Origin of the sequence: Pseudomonas sp. PLMAX, assembly GCF_046042685.1 — a bacterium.
GTDB lineage: Bacteria > Pseudomonadota > Gammaproteobacteria > Pseudomonadales > Pseudomonadaceae > Aquipseudomonas > Aquipseudomonas putida_AE.
The window spans coordinates 1,789,746-1,807,149 of the sequence record NZ_CP064949.1 but is presented as its reverse complement, the minus strand read 5'-3'; the positions used below and the strand labels follow the sequence as shown (position 1 = coordinate 1,807,149).

Genomic DNA, 17,404 nt, shown 5'->3' with positions numbered 1-17,404 from the left:
CATGCTTTACGCAATCATTGCCACAGACGTCGCCAACTCCCTGGAAGCCCGCCTGGCCGCCCGGCCTGCACACCTTGAGCGCCTGCAGGTGCTCAAAGGCGAAGGTCGCATCGTATTGGCCGGCCCACATCCGGCGGTCGACAGCAATGATCCGGGGGCAGCGGGTTTCACCGGCAGCCTGATCGTCGCCGAATTCGACTCCCTGAGCGCCGCACAGGCCTGGGCCGACGCCGATCCGTACATCGCCGCCGGCGTCTACGCCAACGTCCTGGTCAAGCCTTTCAAGCAAGTCCTGCCGTAACGTCTCTTGGCGCGGTGAACCTTATCGGTTCATCGCGTTCTCAATCGCTCATTATTCTCGTTTGCCTGCCGACAAACTCCCCAATATCCGTATTGGAATCAGGAGTCGCGATGCGCAAAGGTCCGTTGTGTCTGATGTTGGTCACGTTGTCGATCGTGGCGCCCGCCCACGGTGAAGAAGCCGCCGAGGGCGCGAACTCCACGCCGCTGTCCTTGAGCGCCGGCAGCCAGATCAACGAACTGCAGCAACGCTTGAAGGAAAGCGAGCGGCAACGAGAAGAACTGGGCAAACAATTGAACAATGCCGATGGCGAACGCGAAAGCGTCCAGCTGGTCCGGTTGCGCCAGGAGAATCAGCGACTCAAGCTGCAACTTCGGGAAGTCCAGGCCGGCAGTACGATCCCGCGCTTGCTGACCGATCAGCAACAGTGGTTCGTCGTTGGCGCCGGGGTGGCGCTATTGGCCCTGCTCTGCGGTATCTTCGCCAGTGGTGCGAGTCGAAAACGTCGACAATGGCTAAATTGAGTGATTCATGAGCGAGCTGTTACTAATTGATGATGACCAGGAGCTGTGCGAGCTCCTGAGCAGCTGGCTGAGCCAGGAAGGGTTTCAGGTGCGCGCCTGTCACGATGGCCAGAGCGCCCGTCGCGCACTGGCCGAAACCTCCCCGGCGGCCGTGGTGCTGGACGTGATGTTGCCGGACGGCAGTGGCCTGGAACTGCTCAAGCAACTGCGCAGCGATCACCCGGACTTGCCGGTGCTGATGCTGTCCGCCCGCGGCGAACCCCTGGACCGTATCCTCGGCCTGGAGCTCGGTGCCGACGACTACCTGGCCAAACCTTGCGACCCACGGGAACTGACAGCCCGTCTGCGCGCCGTGTTGCGCCGCAGCCATCCGGCGCCGGCATCCAGCCAGATGGAGCTGGGCGACCTGTGTTTCAGCCCGGTGCGCGGCGTGGTCAGCATCGATGAACAGGAGTTCACGCTTACAGTTTCCGAAAGCCGCCTGCTCGAAGCCCTGCTCAAGCAGCCCGGCGAGCCGCTGGACAAACAGGAACTCGCGCAAATCGCCCTCGGCCGCAAGCTGACCCTGTACGACCGCAGCCTCGACATGCACGTGAGCAACCTGCGCAAAAAAATCGGCCCGCATCCCGATGGCCGCCCGCGCATCGTGGCCCTGCGCAGCCGCGGCTATTACTACAGCCTCTAAACCTACGCTCCCTTGCAGGAGCCGGCTTGCCGGCGAAGGCTTCCTTAAATAATGCGTCGTTCTTTCGGACGCCTTCGCTGGCAAGCCAGCTCCTACAAGGGTTGTTTTTGTCAGGTCGGCGCAAAACCATCTTTACCCAAGCTTTACCTACCGCTGACCGCCGCTGACCTTGATCTGCGTAATCTGAACTCATCCGGAACGTACCGGGAATGAGACAAGGAGATTCACCATGCGCAAGACTCTTATCGCTCTGATGTTCGCCACCGCCCTGCCGACCGTTGCCATGGCCATGCCTGAAGGCGCAGGCCCGATGGATGGCCCGATGGACGGTTCGCGCCACGGCGGTCAGATGCACGGCATGCACGGTAAAGGCCCGTACAGCCAACTGGACCTGAGCCGCGAGCAGCGCGAGCAGATCCGCAAGATCATGGGCGAGCAGATGCACGAGCGTAAGCAAGTGGTCGACAAGTACCTGGAAAAACTCTCGCCAGCCGACCAGAAAGCCATGAAAGATGAAATGGCCGCCAACCACAAGAAAGCCGAAGCCGATGTGCGTGCCTTGTTGAAGCCGGATCAACAGAAGAAATTCGACGAGATTCAGAAAAAACAGGCTGAACGTCGCGCGGAATGGGCAGAGTTCAAGGCCTGGAAAGCGCAGCAGGCACAAAAAGCGCAATAATGTGCTAACCCCCCCGGCTCAACGGTTAACCACCGTTGGGCCTCATTGCTTTTGATCTACTGTAGGAGCGAGCTTGCTCGCGATGGACGTCAACGATAACGCGCGGCATCAGGTAGCCCGTGTTGTCTAGTCGTTTATCGCGAGCAAGCTCGCTCCTACAGGTCTGTTCGAGGATTTTCTGTGCGCTCATTGTTCTGGCGGGTCCTGGCCAGCTTCTGGCTGGCCATCGCCCTGGTTGCAGGGCTCTCCATTCTGCTCGGGCACATGCTCAATCAGGACGCGTGGATTCTCAGTCGCCATCCGGGCCTCAACACCCTGGCCGAACAATGGACGCAAACCTACGAAACCCAGGGCGAAGACGCAGCCCAGGACATTCTGCAACAGCGCAAGCGCCAATATCACATCGACGTCCAGGTGCTCAACGAAAGTGGCGACCCGGTGGTGCGCGGCACCTTCCCACGGCGTGCGGCGGCCTTTGAGGCGCGGCAGAACAACGACGACCGCCGCCTGCCATGGCGGCGCCTGACCGATGAGTTCACCAGCGACAAAAGTGGTGACACCTACCTGTTCATCTACCGCATCCCTCACCCGGAACTCGACGCCTGGCACCGCGAAAGCCTGCTCTGGCCGTTGAGTGCGCTGGGGATCGCCCTGGTGGTACTGACCCTGTTCAGCCTGCTGGTGACCTTCTCCATCACCCGCCCGCTCAGCCGTTTACGCGGCGCGGTGCATGACCTGGGACAAACCACCTACCAACAGAACAGCCTGGTCAAGCTGGCCAACCGCCGCGACGAATTCGGCGTGCTGGCCAACGACTTCAACCGCATGGGCGCGCGCCTGCAAAGCCTGATCGGCAGTCAACGGCAATTGCTGCGCGATGTGTCTCACGAACTGCGGTCCCCGCTTGCCCGTCTGCGCATTGCCCTGGCATTGGCCGAACGGGCCAGCCCTGAAGAGCGGGAAAAACTCTGGCCGCGGCTCACCCGCGAATGCGACCGCCTCGAAGCCTTGATCAGCGAAATCCTCGTGCTGGCACGGGTCGATGCCGATAACGCCAGTGCCGAAGAAGTGGATCTCAACGCCCTGCTCACGACCTTGCAAAAAGATGCACAGCTGGGTTCACCCGATCAGCTCGTGCACCTGGAAGCCGAGTCGCAGCTGACCCTCAAGGGTTGGCCGACCATGATCGAGCGCGCCGTGGACAACCTGCTGCGCAACGCCCAGCGCTTCAACCCGGCGGGCGGCCTGCCGATTGAAATGCAGGCGTTGCGCCAAGGGGACCGGATTGTGGTGACCGTGCGTGACCATGGGCCGGGGGCAGAGGCTGAACATTTGCGCCAACTGGGTGAGCCGTTCTATCGCGCGCCCGGTCAAACGGCGGCCGGGCACGGCCTGGGACTGGCGATTGCGCGCCGTGCGGCGGAACGCCATGGCGGAAGCCTGATGCTGGCCAATCACCCTGAGGGTGGATTTATTGCCAGTCTGGAATTTCCTTTGGTGCCGGGGGCGGTGACCTGAAAAGATCGCAGCCTCGTTTCACTCGACAGCTCCTACGGATGTAACACTGTAGGAGCTGCCGCAGGCTGCGATCTTTTGATCTTCAGGCTTTACCGGGCCAGGCACTGACAAATTCGGCCAGATCAACCTTCTCCGCCACCCGCGGTTCTTTTTGCGGCGTGCCGAGGTACAGGAAGGCAATCACCTCCTCCCCTTCCGCCAGTCCCAACCCCTTGGCCACATGGGACGAATAGGCCAGATCACCGGTACGCCAGACCGCACCTATCCCCTGCGCATAGGCCGCCAGCAAAATCCCGTGCGCCGCACAACCAGCGGCCAGCAACTGCTCGGACTTCGGATACTTGACGTGATCCTGCAACCGAGCGATCACGACCACCACCAATGGCGCCCGCAGCGGTCCATTACGCGCCTTGTCGATGGCCGCTTCAGTGACTTCAGCGTCCTGCAGCTTTGCCGCCTCGGCCAGCAACTCGCCCATTTGCTCACGCGCCGCGCCTTCGACCGTCAGGAAGCGCCAAGGCTGCAAGTGGCCGTGATCCGGGGCGCGCATGGCTGCGGCAAACAGCACTTCGCGTTGCGCCTGGGTAGGTGCCGGCTCGATCAGGCGCGGCACGGAAACACGGTTGAGCAAAACGTCGAGAGCCTGCATCGGCCACCTCCAGAAAAAAATGTGCGGCTATTCTAGCTGTAACTACTGAGGCAGTGCGGTTTACATGCCCCGCCCCGCAGGTAGAATGGCGCCCTCCTTACTTCAGCCGAGCGGATTTCATGGCGTTGCCGACCTTACGTCTCATTGGTTTCATCATCGGCATTTTCCTGATAACCCTGGCCATCGCCATGGTCGTGCCCATGGCCACGCTGGTGATCTTCGATCGCACCGGCGACCTGCCGTCGTTCCTCTGGGCCAGCATGATCACCTTTGTCGCCGGCCTCGCCCTGGTCATTCCCGGGCGCCCCGAGCATGTCCATCTGCGACCACGGGACATGTACCTGCTGACCGTCAGCAGCTGGCTGGTGGTGTGTATCTTCGCCGCGCTGCCGTTCCTGCTGACCCAGCACATCAGCTACACCGACTCGTTCTTTGAAAGCATGTCCGGGATCACCGCCACCGGTTCGACGGTGCTCAACCACCTGGACGACATGTCCCCCGGCATCCTGATGTGGCGCTCGCTGCTGCACTGGATCGGCGGCATCGGGTTTATCGGCATGGCGGTGGCGATCCTGCCGCTGCTGCGCATCGGTGGCATGCGGCTGTTCCAGACCGAGTCTTCGGACCGTTCTGAAAAAGTCATGCCCCGTTCGCACATGGTGGCGCGCCTGATCGTGGCGGCCTACGTCGGCATCACCATTTTCGGCAGCCTGGCCTTCTGGTGGGCCGGGATGAGCCCGTTCGATGCGATCAACCATGCGATGTCGGCGATTTCCACCGGGGGGTTCTCGACCTCGGACCAGTCCCTGGCCAAGTGGACGCAACCGGCGGTGCATTGGGTGGCCATCGTCATCATGATTCTCGGCAGCCTGCCGTTCACCCTGTACGTGGCGACCCTGCGCGGTAACCGCCGGGCGCTGATCAAGGACCAGCAGGTCCAGGGCTTGCTCGGCATGTTGCTGGTGACCTGGCTGGTACTTGGCACCTGGTACTGGTGGACCACCCAGCTGCATTGGCTGGAGGCGCTGCGGCATGTGGCGCTGAACGTGACGTCGGTGGTCACCACCACCGGATTCGCCCTGGGGGACTACAGCCTGTGGGGCAATTTCTCGCTGATGCTGTTCTTCTATCTGGGTTTCGTCGGCGGTTGCTCTGGTTCGACTGCCGGCGGGATCAAGATTTTCCGCTTCCAGGTCGCCTACATCCTGCTCAAGGCCAACCTTAACCAGCTGATCCACCCCCGTGCGGTGATCAAGCAGAAGTACAACGGCCACCGCCTCGATGAAGAGATCGTGCGTTCGATCCTGACCTTTTCGTTCTTCTTCGCCATCACCATCTGCGTGATCGCGTTGTTGCTGTCACTGCTCGGGGTGGACTGGATGACCGCCCTGACCGGCGCCGCCAGCACCGTGTCCGGCGTCGGCCCGGGGCTGGGCGAGACCATCGGCCCGGCAGGCAACTTCGCGTCCCTGCCGGACGCGGCCAAGTGGATTCTCTCGTTCGGTATGCTGCTGGGCCGACTGGAGATCATTACCGTGTTTGTGCTGTGTATACCGGCGTTCTGGCGTCACTGACCGGCGCCGGCGTTTCCATCAGGCGCGCCCGGTACTCGCCGGGCGTGGTGTCGAACCAGCGGCGGAAAGCGCGGAAGAAATTGCTCGGATCAGCGAACCCCAGCAGGTAGGCGATTTCCAGCAGGGTCATGCTCGGTTGCGCCAGGTACTGCTCGGCCAGTTCACGACGGGTGTCGTCGAGCAACGTCTGAAAACTCGTGCCCTCCTCCTGTAGACGCCGTTGCAAGGTGCGTTGCGACAAATGCAGCGTCTGCGCCACGGCATCGCGCTTGGGTTCGCCCTGGGGCAGCAGACGGCACAGCACCTGGCGCGCCTTGTGCGTGACCCGACTCTCGGAAAACCGCGCCAGGTATTCGCCGGCAAACCGGTCATGCAACAGCGCCATGGCCTCGTTGGCCGTCGGCAGCGGTGCTTCCATGTCCGCGCGTTCAAATATCAACGCATCGTAGGGCGCGTTGAACACCAGCGGCGCATGGAAGGCTTGTTTATAGGGTTCGAGATCGGCCGGTTGATCACCCTGCACCAGCACCTTGCGCGGGTGCAGCGTGCGTCCGGTCAACCAGCCGCACAGTGCCAGGGCGCAGGCCAACGAGGCTTCGGCGCTTTGCCGGGTCGGCGGCAAATGGTCGCCGTGCACCGTCAGGATCAGCGCATAGCCCTCATCCAGCAGGCGAAAACTCAGGTCGGCGCTTTCGGCGATGATCCGCTGGTAACGCACCAGTCGCCTGAAGCCTTCGGCCAGGGTCTGGCTGGACATCAGGGCGTAACCAGTCACATGGAACTGGGCCGGTCGCACCACCTTGCCCATGTTCAGGCCAATCGCCGGGTTGCCGGACAGTTCAACCGCCCGTTGCCACAGTCGTGTCATGGAATCTTGCGGGAAGCGCGCATCCGGATCATCCAGTGCCGCGTAGTCGAGCCCCAGTTGATTGAACAGAACCCGGCAATCCAGGCCGTCCATTTCCAGTGCTTTGACAATCCCCATCGCCCAGCTTGCAGAAGTCGTTCGTTCGCTCATGGCGTCTACTGTCTTGGTGAGCCGTCTGTCGCGGCAAATTTTCCGAAGGATACTAAAGTGGCGCCTATTGTCACTGGCTCGCGCCAATGATCACTCTAGACTCAAATAAGCTACCCGCAGAACAAGTTGCAGCCAGAACAATAACCACAGAGATCGCGGTCGTGGAAAACATCAAGCGTTTCAATAGCTTCGCTGAGTTTTATCCGTATTACCTCAGCGAACACAGCAACAGTACCTGCCGACGATTGCACTTCATCGGCACTACGCTGGTTATTTTCATTCTGGCGCTGACCGTCGGTCGTGGCGCCTGGACCTTGTTGTGGGTATTGCCGCTGGCGGGTTACAGCTTCGCCTGGGTTGGCCATTTCTTCTTCGAGAAGAATCGTCCTGCAACCTTTCAGCACCCTTTCTACAGCCTTCTCGGCGATTTCGTCATGTATCGCGACATGATCCTGGGACGCGTGCCGTTCTAGATCAGCAGAGGATTGTCGATGAATGCCAATGCCCGTTTTACCCACATGAAGGATGGTACGCAGGAAGACTGGGCGATCATCGCCGCAGACTTCAGCGCCTACGCTCGCCAATTGCCGATTCGGATCGCGGCGCACCTGAAGCTGCTCGAAGGTGATTTCGGCGGGTTCCCCGTGGACCGCCTGACCCACTCGCTGCAAACCGCCACCCGTGCCTGGCGCGATGGCCGCGATGAAGAGTACGTGGTCTGCGCCCTGCTCCACGACATCGGCGACACCCTGGGTTCCTACAACCACCCGGACATCGCCGCGGCCATCCTCAAGCCGTTTGTCAGCGCCGAGAATCTGTGGATGGTGGAAAAACACGGGATTTTCCAGGGCTACTACTTCTTCCATCACCTGGGCATGGACCGGCATCTGCGCGAGCAATTCTGCGATCACCCGCAGTATCAGGCCACCATCGAATTCTGCGCCAAATACGATGCGGCGGCGTTTGACCCGGCGTATGACACGCTGCCGTTGAGTTTCTTCGAGCCGATGATGGAACGGTTGTTTGCGCAGCCGAAGAACTCGATCTACAAGGCGGCGATGTAGGAGCGAGCTTGCTCCGGGCGGCGTTCCGACGAAAAACCTGAGGTCGCCGCGGGGTGTCTGGTTTCCCGCGTCATCGTTGAATTCCATCGCGAGCAAGCTTGCTCCTACAGCGAAGGCGCCGGACCTGTCTACGCAGGCTCTGCCATTTTAACTGCCTTCAATTGCGCCTCCTGCGCATCCGCCAGCCGATACAACTCGATCGTGCCATCCCAATGCTCGATCAGCGCCGTGCACGACTCCACCCAGTCGCCGCAATTGAGGTAGTCGACCCCACCCACCTTGCGAATCTCGGCATGGTGAATATGGCCGCACACCACGCCGTGCAGTTCGCGCTTGACGCACTCGTGGGCGATGGCTTCTTCAAAATCGCTGATGAAGCTCACCGCGGTTTTCACCTTGTGCTTGAGGTACGCCGACAGCGACCAGTAGCCGTAGCCGTATCGGGCGCGCCAGTGGTTGAGCCAGCGGTTGAGGGTCAGGGTGAATTCGTAGGCCGAGTCGCCGAGAAACGCCAGCCAGCGGTGATAGCGGGTAATCACATCGAACTGATCGCCGTGGATCACCAGCAAGTGCCGACCATCGGCGGTCACGTGCACCGCTTCGTCCACCAACTGGATGTTGCCCAGGATCAGCTTCGAATAGCGGCGCAGGAATTCGTCGTGGTTGCCGGTGACGTAGATCACCTCGGTGCCGCGCTTGCTCATGGTCAGCAGACGGCGAATCACATTGGTGTGCGCCTGGGGCCAGTACATGCCGCCGCGCAGTTTCCAGCCGTCGATGATGTCACCGACCAGGTAGACCTTGTCCGCGTGATAACCCTTGAGAAAATGCGACAGATGCTCGGCCTGGCAATCGCGGGTGCCCAGGTGCACATCGGAAATCCACAGGGTCCGCACACGTTGCTTACGACTGGGTTTGGCGAGCTCGGCGCTGGTCATGGGCAACCCTCAGGACAAGTTTTGGCAAGCTTGCCGCGTACGGGTTAATGGCCCATGACAGCGCCGAGTCAGTCCTGTGACAGCGCGCGCAGGTGGTGTCGGTGTAGACTGCGACCTGACGCATCAACCCTGCAACGAGAGCCGAGATGAGACCGATCCTCACCCTGCGCCAGTACACCCACGACCTGATCGTCCACAGCCATGAGCATGCGCAACTGGTGTTCGGGCTGTCGGGTGCGCTGGATTTCGAAGTCGACGGGCATGGCAGCCAGGTGGTCCAGCAAAGCTTCGTGGTGATTCCGGGCGGCTTTCATCATGCCTGCGGCAGCCCCAACGGCAGCCGCTGCCTGGTCCTCGACGTGCCCGGCGATCAATGGCTTGGCCAGTCCCTGGGCGATCATGCCGATGCCAGTCGACGCCTGCTCGACAACGCCGGCCGCTTGTCGCTGGATGCGGGACAGAGCCAGTTGGTCGAGTGGCTGGCCAACAGCCCGGTCGATGATCCGGTCATTGCGCAACAGGGCGCGGTGCTGTTGCTGGCGAGCCTCAACAACGCCAGGCCCGACTCGGTCGGCGGCCGGCGCCTGCCCTACGCCGCCCTGAATGCACACATCGACCAATACGCCGCCTACCCGCTGCAAGTCGCCGATCTGGCGCGCGTGGCCGGCCTTTCCAGTGCCCGTTTGCATGCCCGGTTCGTGGCCGAATGCGGGCAGACGCCGATGGACTACATCCGCAGCCGACGCCTGCACAAGGCCGTGGGATTGCTGCGCAATTCGGCGCTGCCCATTGGCGAGATTGCCTGTCGGGTCGGCTACAGCTCCCAGAGTGCCTTTGCCGCCGCGGTGCTGCGCGAGTTCGGCGCATCGCCGGGCAGACTGCGGCGCGAGGCTGGCGACAAATGACGCGAGTCTGGCGACAGACACAGGGTTCGTTTACACGTTCAATGTAGGAGCTGCCGCAGGCTGCGATCTTTGATCTTGCTTTCAGGATCAAGATCAAAAGATCGCAGCCTGCGGCAGCTCCTACAAGGGTCGGCGGTGTTGTCGGCCACGTTTATCAAGGATTGCCATGACTCCCCGTACCGCCCTGGGCGCCCTGCATATCGGCGCATTGATGTTCGGCCTGACCGGCGTGTTCGGCAAACTCGCCGCCGCTTCGCCGGCGATCATCGTCTTCGGCCGGGCGGCGTTCGCGGTGCTGGCGCTGGCGTTCTTTGCGCGCTTTGCCAGCCAAAGCCGTTGGCGAAGACTCGAAGCGGTGGATGTGCGCCGACTGCTGCTCAGCGGCTTGCTGCTGGCCGGGCACTGGGTGAGTTTCTTCATCTCGGTGAAGGTCGCTGGCGTTGCCATCGCGACCCTGGGTTTTACCAGTTTCCCGGCCTTTACCGTGATCCTTGAAGGGCTGATGTTCCGTGAGCGCATCCGCGCCAATGAAATTCTGCTGGTGGCGCTGGTGAGTGTCGGGCTGGTGCTGGTCACGCCTGCGTTCGATCTGGGCAGTGGCGCCACCACCGGCCTGCTCTGGTCGATCGCCTCGGGCTTGCTGTTTTCCTTGTTGTCGCTGACCAACCGCGCCAGCTCCGCGCGCATCCCGCCGGTGCAGGCGGCGTTGTGCCAGAACGTGGTGGTCGGATTGTGCCTGCTGCCAGCCGCAGCCCCGCACCTGAGTGAAGTGCGCGCCATCGACTGGCTGTGGATCGGCCTGCTCGGGGTGTTCTGCACCGGCGTCGCCCACAGCCTGTTTGTCGCCAGCCTGGCGGTGATCAAGGCACGGACCGCCGCCGTGGTCTTCGCCCTGGAGCCGGTCTACGGGATCACCATCGCCTGGCTGCTGTTCGATGAAAACCCGACCCTGCGCATGCTGCTGGGTGGCGCATTGATCATCGTCGCGATCGTGGTGTCCAGCAGGCTATCGAGTGGTGCGAGCAAGAAAACCGTTGCCGCCGAGGCGGTGTCTCACTGAGTGCGATCGTTGTGCCCCAGGTCGCGGTCCGGATCGATCTGGTCGCGGACCCGCTGCTTGAGCACCTTGGCCTCGGGGAAACCGCCGTCAGCCTTGCGCTCCCAGAGCTGCACCTGGTCACAGAAAATGTGAAAGACCCCACCCGTGCCGGGCACCAGGGACACCTTGCCCAGGTCATCGCCAAAGGTGCTGAGCAGCTCCTGGGCGAGCCAGGCCGCACGCAGCAGCCACTGGCATTGGGTGCAATAGGTGATGACGATTTCCGGTTTGCTGGCGGTCATGATCGGCGAAACTCCTGAGGCAGAGGGCGCCACCATGATAACGGTGTTTATTGCCTGTTACCCGGTTCGGCGGGTTCGATTACCCATTCAATCTCAGGCTCGGGCAGCGCTGGCGCTTTCGGCGGCTGCTCGGCGGTAGGAGAAGGGTCCATCGGGCCCAGATCCCAGTTCGTTTCCATCGACAAGTCGTCCAGATTCAGCTGGAACTCATCGAAGGGTAATGGCGGCGATGGCGTCACCAGGGGCAAAAGTACCGGTGCTGCAAGCACAACCGGCGCAAGAGGTTGCAATGGCGATTGGCGGACGGGCACTTCCTGAAGGCTCTGCCCATCGGGCTGCGGGTCTGGTTGCGATGGTTCCAGCGATACCTGGTCCTGCTGTCTTTGCCGACGAACCCGAACCAGCAGTAACGCCAACGCCACCAGCGCCAGCAACCCTCCGATCGCTAGCCAGTTCGACCCAGGCTCCGCCACTGGCGCTGGCGCCACGTCAACCGACGCAACAGGCTCCGTGGGTGCCTGCTTGACCTCGGCCAATCGGGCTTGCAACTCGGCGACCTGCTTTTTCTCAACGGCGATCTGCTCGTCCCGGGCCTGAAGTTTCACGTTGAGTTCATCGACGCTCGCCTGCAACTGTTGGTTGTGCAGGACGCTGGTGGCCAGTTGTTCAGCCAGGGGATCGGCGACAGGCCTTGCTGCCGATTCCGTGCGTGCAGGTAATGGTGCGACTGCCGGCTCGACACTCGGGAATGCTGAAGAAGGACGGTTCACCGCTGGTTCATCACTGATCGGTGCCAGGTTTTCTGCACCTGGAGGATCGATCAGCACGGTGTACTCGCGCAACACGCGGCCATTGGGCTGGTCGAGTTGCACCAGAAAATCCAGGTAGGGTTCCTTGACCGGTTTGTTGGAGCTGACCCGGACCAGGCTGCGATCGCCCCGCAGGATGGGCGTGAAGGTCAGGTCGTTGAGGAAGGCCACGCGCTCGACGCCGGCGCGGCTGAACTCGTCCGCCGTCGCCAGGCTGACCGACAGCTCGCCCTCAGCCACTGCGGCGGCATCCACCAGGGCGATCTCCGCGCGCAGCGGCTGATTCAGTGCCGAGTGCAGGGTGATTTCACCGAGGCCCAACGCCAGCACCCAGGCCGAATAAGTAACAGCGGCACAGGCCAGCAACAGCCTGGCGCCATACCGTACAACCAATAGCCGACTCTGGAGCATGAACATCCCTTAGGTAAACCAAAAACCAATCTGCACGTGTTCGCACCTGCGGTACGAACACGATATTGCCGACTAGTTCTTATAGTCCGCCCAATGCCCTGGCTCAAAAGCCTGGGCGGGAGGTTATGTCTCAGGATTTTTCGAGGTTGGCCAGGATGTGCCCGTGAACACGCATGCAGACCTTTACGTCCGCCTCATCGACACCTTCGAAGAGTTCATGACGCAGCTGGGTGGCAATGGTTTCAATTTGTTCGATCAGCGGCAGCGCCGGCGCGCAAAGCACAATTTTTTTCGCCCGACGGTCTTCCACCACCGCCTGGCGTTGCACCAGGCCCTGGCTTTCCAGACTGTCGAGCAGCCGCGCCAGGGTTGGTCCCTCGACGCCGACGCTTTGCGCCAGCTCACGCTGGGTCGGGGCTTGCTCGAAGCGCGCCAGGTGCAGCAGCACCAGCCAGCGGGCCTGGGACAGGCCAAGTCCGGCAAGGCGGCGGTCGAGCTCGGCGCGCCAGCCACGGGACATTTGTGCCAACTGCATGCCAAAACGGTGTTGATCGGTCAACGACATAAAACACTCATGATCAGACTGAAATAAGAGAAATACTAATAATTAGTCAGCTAAGCATGAGCCTTGGCTGGAGGCAAGGCTTGTTCTGTACTGAATCGTTACATCAATGAGGCTGGTCATTCAAAGTTCGAATTCGGACTGCAAAGCCGCCCGAATACAGTACAGGACCCCTTCGGGCACCCTCCCTGCGAACAGCGCGGAAATTTCCGCTACCGGCGGCAGTTCGCCCTCTCCGTCGAGGAACGCGTCCTGGACTTCGCCCATCAAGTCCTCCGGCAAGTCCAGCGCCTGCTCCAGCGACAACTGCTGCTTGCCGATCGCCTCGGCGAGCAGGGTGTAGACGTTCTTTTCCGAGCATTGCAACTGACCGGCGATCTGCAACGGCGTCATGCCGGCACGGGCCAGGGTGATCAGCTCGTGGCGCAGGTCTGCGACAACTTTCGGTGCCTCGACCTGGCCACCGAGGACTTCGAGGAACGCCTCGCCATAACGCTCCAGCTTGCGTGCGCCGACGCCACTGACCCGGGCCATTTGCGCCAGCGAGGTTGGTTGGCTGCGCAGCATTTCCAGCAAGGTCGAGTCGGGGAAAATGACGTACGGCGGTACGCCGTGTTCTTCGGCCAGCTTGCGCCGCAGGGCACGCAGGGCTTCCCACTGTTCGCGCTCTTCGCCTCGCACCAGCTGGCTCGCCTGGCTCTTGCTGCTCTTGGCCGTGGTTTGCGCCTTCAGGTCGCGACGCAGTTCCAGGGTCACTTCGCCTTTGAGCAGCGGACGGCAGGTGTCGCTCAGGCGCAGGCCGCCGTAGCCTTCCAGGTCGATGTCGGCCAGGCCGCGAGCCACCAACTGGCGGAACAGCGAACGCCACTCGCCTTCGGCCATCGCCTTGCCGACCCCGTACACCGAAAGGTGCTGGTGCCCGAAGTTGCGCACCTTTTCGTTGTCCTTGCCCAGCAGGACATCCACCAGGTGCCCGACGCCGTAGCGCTGGCCGGTGCGGTAGATCGCCGAAAGGGCCTGACGGGCGGGTTCGGTGGCGTCCCAGGTCTGCACGCCATCGACACAGTTGTCGCAATGGCCGCAGGGCTCTGGCATGTCTTCGTCAAAGTAGGCCAGCAGCGTCTGGCGACGGCAGCGGGTTTCCTCGCACAGCGAGAGCATGGCATCGAGCTTGTGTTGCTCCAGACGCTTGTGGCGCTCGTCGCCTTCGGAGTTCTGCAGCATCTGCTTGAGCATCACCACGTCCTGCAGGCCATAGGCCATCCAGGCATCGGCGGGCAGACCGTCACGGCCGCCGCGCCCGGTTTCCTGGTAATAGGCCTCAAGCGACTTCGGCAAGTCGAGGTGCGCGACAAAGCGCACGTTGGGCTTGTCGATGCCCATGCCAAAGGCCACGGTAGCGACCATGATCAGGCCTTCCTCGTTGAGGAAGCGTTTCTGGTTGTGGGCCCGCAGATCGTTGGGCAGGCCGGCGTGATACGGCAGCGCCGGGAAGCCTTGCTCGCTGAGGAAGGTCGCCACTTCCTCGACTTTCTTGCGCGACAGGCAATAGACGATACCGGCATCGCTGCGACGCTCGGTGAGGAACGCCAGCAACTGCTTGCGCGGCTGCTCCTTGGGCACGATGCGATAAAAAATGTTCGGCCGGTCGAAACTCGACAGGAAGCGCTCGGCATTCTGCAGGTGCAGGCGGGTGACGATCTCTTCCCGGGTTCGCTTGTCGGCGGTGGCGGTCAGGGCGATGCGCGGTACGTCGGGGAACAGCTCCGCCAACTGGCCCAGTTGCAGGTATTCCGGGCGGAAGTCATGGCCCCATTGGGACACGCAGTGGGCTTCGTCGATGGCGAACAGCGAGATGTTCAGCCCTTGCAGGAAGCTCAGCATGCGCGGCTGCACCAGACGCTCGGGCGCGAGGTAGAGCATTTTCACTTCACCGCGGCGGATCCTTGCCGCCAGGTCACGCTGTTGCTCGGCACTGAGCGTGGAGTTCAATGCCGCGGCGGCCACACCCAGTTCTTCCAGGGTCGCGACCTGATCGTCCATCAGCGCGATCAGCGGCGAAACCACGACCGCCAGGCCGTCGCGCAGCAGCGCCGGCACCTGGAAGCACAGGGATTTACCCCCACCGGTAGGCATCAGGACCAGGGCATCGCCGCCACTGGCCACGCGCTCAATGATTGCACCCTGGCGGCCACGGAAACTGTCGTAGCCGAAGATGTCCTTGAGGACGCGCTGAGCCTGTTCGAGCATAAAAACTCCAAAAATCACCGAAACATCCCTGCAAGGCTGGTGCAGAACCCGCAACTTTGCACCGACAAATCGTAAGTGCGCATTGCATGTCGCTTCACATTTCAGCCATGACGCCAGCAGGGCATCACAAAACGCGCGAGTATACCCGAGCCCTCCCTCGCGCAGGGCACCGCTGATAAGAGCGGATGAAGATGAACCTGTAGGAGCTGCCGAAGGCTGCGATCTTTGATTTTGTTTTTTGAGAAGCAAGATCAAAAGATCGCAGCCTTCGGCAGCTCCTACAGGGAATGCTGCATCCAAGAGGGGCAAATATGCCGCGCGGCTGGCCCAAGCGCTCAAGAAGGCCTAGAATTCCCGCATCGAATATTCCCCAAGGTAGCCCTTTAATGTCCTTCGCTGAGCAACTAACCCGCCTGCAAGTCTTCCTCGACGCCGATGAACTGCATGACGAGGCGCTGGACTACGTGGCCGCCCACGGCTACCTCACCGCGCTGTCGATCTGTTCCGAAACCGTTCCCGACCGTGAATGGATCGACGCCCTCTTCGCCGAAGAGCCGCACTACAGCGGCGAAGCCCAACGCGAAGAAATCGAAGCCACGCTGATCGGCCTCAAGGCTCACATCGCCCGCCAGCTGGCCTCCGATGAAGAGTTCGAACTGCCGTGCGACCTCGACCTGGGCGACGATCCGGACGACTCCGAACTGCGCGGCTGGTGCATCGGTTTCATGGAAGGCGTGTTCCTGCGCGAAGAAGCCTGGTTCGAAACCGCCGAAGACGAAGTCAGCGAAATGCTCCTGCCGATCATGGTCGGTTCGGGCCTGTTCGACGAGCAACCGGAGTTCTCCGACATCGCCGCCGACGCCAACCTGATGGACGACATGATCGTGCAGATCCCGGAAGCCCTGACTGCGCTGTACCTGCTGTGCAACGCACCAGACGAAAAACCGGCGATCCTCAAGCCACGCCATCACTAAGGTCCCGCCTATGGACAACCCCATAGGCAACCGCTCCCTGATGTTGCGCTACGTGCTGCTGGCCATCGGCTGGCTGAGCGTGGCGCTGGGGGTGATCGGGATTTTCCTGCCGGTGCTGCCCACCACACCCTTCCTGTTGCTGGCGGCTGCCTGTTTCGCCCGCAGTTCGCCGCGTTTCTATCAGTGGCTGGTCAATCACCCGCGGCTCGGGCCGTGGATTCGTGACTATCTCGAAGGTAATGGCATTCCGCTCAAGGGCAAGGTCTATGCCATTGGCCTGATGTGGGCCAGCATCCTGTTCTCCTGCTACCTGGTGCCGATGCCCTGGGCGCGGGCGTTCATGCTGACCAGTGCGGTGCTGGTGACCCTGTACATCCTCAAGCAGAAAACCCTGCACAAGTCCTGAGATTCCCCCGCCTGCAGGTCGACGCTGACCCGACCACCACCTAGACTTCAGGTCTCTGCACTCGAGCAGCCAGTCATGCCGCGCAGTCCGGGTAGTCCAGGATGGCCAACACTCCGACTTCGGTTTGGCGGATGGCTGCTGCTGGCCAGTTTTCCCCTGGCCGGGCTTGCCAGCGCCTGGCCCGCCTGGGATTTCGCGCAGATTTCGCATAGCGCACAAAAACGCTATGCCAGCCTGGGGCCGACCCAGGGACGTCTCCAACCCTGGAGTGAAATGCTGCAAGGTGAACGCAACCTGCCCGAGCTGGAGCAATTAACTGCGGTCAATCGCTTCTTCAACCAGCAGCTGGATTTCCAGGACGACGCCCGCCTCTGGCGCCAGGCCGATTACTGGGCCACGCCCGTCGAGGCGCTGATCAAGGCCGCGGGCGATTGCGAAGACTATGCCCTGGCGAAATATTTCAGCCTGCGCCAGCTGGGCATTCCCAGCGACAAACTGCGCATTACCTACGTCAAGGCCCTGAAACAGAACCAGGCGCACATGGTGCTGACCTATTACAGCAGCCCTGGCGCCGAACCGCTGGTGCTCGACAACCTGATCGGCGAAATCCGCCCCGCCTCGCAGCGCAAGGACCTGTTGCCGGTGTATGCCTTCAACGCCGAAGGCCTGTACCTGCCCGGCAAACCTGGCCACCCGCGCAGCGGCGACTCGAAAAAACTGTCGCGCTGGCAAGACGTCCTGAAAAAAATGCAAACCGAAGGATTCGCCGTCGGCGACGGTTAGTCGCCACGCCAAG

The 17,404-nt window shown here is 61.7% G+C and carries 20 protein-coding genes; 13 read left to right on the top strand and 7 right to left on the bottom strand.

Annotation, left to right across the window (positions count from 1 at the left end):
* The first annotated feature begins 1 nt into the window (after position 1).
* The 5 genes from DKB71_RS08310 (at position 2) to DKB71_RS08290 (ending at position 3,707) form a co-directional block, all read left to right on the top strand.
* Entirely contained in the window at positions 2-301 is a 300-nt protein-coding gene (locus DKB71_RS08310) for a YciI family protein (protein ID WP_007984134.1), read from the top strand.
* Between the two features lie 110 nt (positions 302-411).
* Entirely contained in the window at positions 412-825 is a 414-nt protein-coding gene (locus tag DKB71_RS08305; protein WP_274074823.1) for a translation initiation factor 2, read from the top strand.
* Positions 826-832: 7 nt separating this feature from the next.
* Positions 833-1,510, top strand: coding sequence for a response regulator transcription factor (locus DKB71_RS08300; RefSeq protein ID WP_274074822.1), 678 nt, complete (start codon positions 833-835; stop codon positions 1,508-1,510).
* Positions 1,511-1,739: 229 nt separating this feature from the next.
* Positions 1,740-2,189, top strand: coding sequence for an LTXXQ domain protein (locus DKB71_RS08295; protein WP_274074821.1), 450 nt, complete (start codon positions 1,740-1,742; stop codon positions 2,187-2,189).
* Between the two features lie 180 nt (positions 2,190-2,369).
* On the top strand, positions 2,370-3,707 hold the full coding sequence (locus tag DKB71_RS08290; RefSeq protein WP_408600063.1) for an ATP-binding protein: 1,338 nt from the start codon (positions 2,370-2,372) through the stop codon (positions 3,705-3,707).
* A gap of 82 nt (positions 3,708-3,789) precedes the next feature.
* On the opposite strand, the gene DKB71_RS08285 is transcribed toward DKB71_RS08290, so the two are convergent.
* Positions 3,790-4,356 (bottom strand): NAD(P)H nitroreductase, encoded by a 567-nt coding sequence (locus DKB71_RS08285; protein ID WP_408600062.1) that lies wholly within the window; start codon positions 4,354-4,356, stop codon positions 3,790-3,792.
* A gap of 119 nt (positions 4,357-4,475) precedes the next feature.
* Between DKB71_RS08285 and DKB71_RS08280 the strand changes: the two genes are divergently transcribed.
* Positions 4,476-5,930 carry a TrkH family potassium uptake protein gene (locus tag DKB71_RS08280; RefSeq protein ID WP_274074818.1) on the top strand — a complete coding sequence of 485 codons (1,455 nt, stop codon included), beginning with the start codon at positions 4,476-4,478 and terminating at the stop codon, positions 5,928-5,930.
* Here the strand turns inward: DKB71_RS08280 and DKB71_RS08275 are convergent.
* Positions 5,887-6,948 carry an AraC family transcriptional regulator gene (locus tag DKB71_RS08275; protein WP_274074817.1) on the bottom strand — a complete coding sequence of 354 codons (1,062 nt, stop codon included), beginning with the start codon at positions 6,946-6,948 and terminating at the stop codon, positions 5,887-5,889. The two genes, DKB71_RS08280 and DKB71_RS08275, sit on opposite strands and share 44 nt — an antisense overlap.
* Positions 6,949-7,109: 161 nt before the next feature.
* Between DKB71_RS08275 and DKB71_RS08270 the strand changes: the two genes are divergently transcribed.
* Together DKB71_RS08270 and DKB71_RS08265 are read left to right on the top strand one after the other, a co-directional pair.
* Positions 7,110-7,421 carry a DUF962 domain-containing protein gene (locus tag DKB71_RS08270; protein ID WP_274074816.1) on the top strand — a complete coding sequence of 104 codons (312 nt, stop codon included), beginning with the start codon at positions 7,110-7,112 and terminating at the stop codon, positions 7,419-7,421.
* An 18-nt stretch (positions 7,422-7,439) separates the two neighbouring features.
* Positions 7,440-8,012: an HD domain-containing protein gene (locus DKB71_RS08265; RefSeq protein ID WP_274074815.1), complete on the top strand. Its 573-nt coding sequence runs from the start codon at positions 7,440-7,442 to the stop codon at positions 8,010-8,012.
* 128 nt (positions 8,013-8,140) lie between these two features.
* Here DKB71_RS08265 and DKB71_RS08260 read toward each other — a convergent pair whose 3' ends face one another.
* Positions 8,141-8,950: a UDP-2,3-diacylglucosamine diphosphatase gene (locus tag DKB71_RS08260; protein WP_408600060.1), complete on the bottom strand. Its 810-nt coding sequence runs from the start codon at positions 8,948-8,950 to the stop codon at positions 8,141-8,143.
* 146 nt (positions 8,951-9,096) lie between these two features.
* On the opposite strand from DKB71_RS08260, the gene DKB71_RS08255 reads away from it, so the two are divergent.
* Both DKB71_RS08255 and DKB71_RS08250 read left to right on the top strand, forming a co-directional pair.
* Complete coding sequence (locus DKB71_RS08255; protein ID WP_274074813.1) at positions 9,097-9,855, top strand: AraC family transcriptional regulator; 759 nt, start codon at positions 9,097-9,099, stop codon at positions 9,853-9,855.
* 166 nt (positions 9,856-10,021) lie between these two features.
* Positions 10,022-10,915 carry a DMT family transporter gene (locus DKB71_RS08250; RefSeq protein ID WP_408600059.1) on the top strand — a complete coding sequence of 298 codons (894 nt, stop codon included), beginning with the start codon at positions 10,022-10,024 and terminating at the stop codon, positions 10,913-10,915.
* Here DKB71_RS08250 and DKB71_RS08245 read toward each other — a convergent pair.
* The 4 genes from DKB71_RS08245 to recQ all read right to left on the bottom strand — a co-directional run bounded on the left by DKB71_RS08245 (position 10,909) and on the right by recQ (position 15,228).
* Entirely contained in the window at positions 10,909-11,196 is a 288-nt protein-coding gene (locus tag DKB71_RS08245; protein ID WP_046816858.1) for a SelT/SelW/SelH family protein, read from the bottom strand. The genes DKB71_RS08250 and DKB71_RS08245 overlap by 7 nt on opposite strands.
* Before the next feature lie 47 nt (positions 11,197-11,243).
* Complete coding sequence (locus DKB71_RS08240; protein ID WP_408600058.1) at positions 11,244-12,416, bottom strand: FimV family protein; 1,173 nt, start codon at positions 12,414-12,416, stop codon at positions 11,244-11,246.
* Between the two features lie 130 nt (positions 12,417-12,546).
* On the bottom strand, positions 12,547-12,981 hold the full coding sequence (locus tag DKB71_RS08235) for a MarR family transcriptional regulator (protein WP_274074810.1): 435 nt from the start codon (positions 12,979-12,981) through the stop codon (positions 12,547-12,549).
* Positions 12,982-13,101: 120 nt separating this feature from the next.
* Positions 13,102-15,228 carry a DNA helicase RecQ gene (gene recQ / locus DKB71_RS08230; RefSeq protein WP_323608662.1) on the bottom strand — a complete coding sequence of 709 codons (2,127 nt, stop codon included), beginning with the start codon at positions 15,226-15,228 and terminating at the stop codon, positions 13,102-13,104.
* A gap of 386 nt (positions 15,229-15,614) precedes the next feature.
* Here recQ and DKB71_RS08225 point away from each other — a divergent pair, with 386 nt between their 5' ends.
* From DKB71_RS08225 to lapG, 3 genes are all read left to right on the top strand, one after another.
* Positions 15,615-16,202, top strand: a complete 588-nt coding sequence (locus DKB71_RS08225) for a YecA family protein (protein WP_046816855.1) — start codon at positions 15,615-15,617, stop codon at positions 16,200-16,202.
* 10 nt (positions 16,203-16,212) lie between these two features.
* Positions 16,213-16,608, top strand: coding sequence for a YbaN family protein (locus DKB71_RS08220; RefSeq protein ID WP_274074807.1), 396 nt, complete (start codon positions 16,213-16,215; stop codon positions 16,606-16,608).
* A gap of 75 nt (positions 16,609-16,683) precedes the next feature.
* Positions 16,684-17,391, top strand: coding sequence for a cysteine protease LapG (gene lapG / locus DKB71_RS08215; protein ID WP_408600057.1), 708 nt, complete (start codon positions 16,684-16,686; stop codon positions 17,389-17,391).
* Positions 17,392-17,404 lie beyond the last annotated feature (13 nt).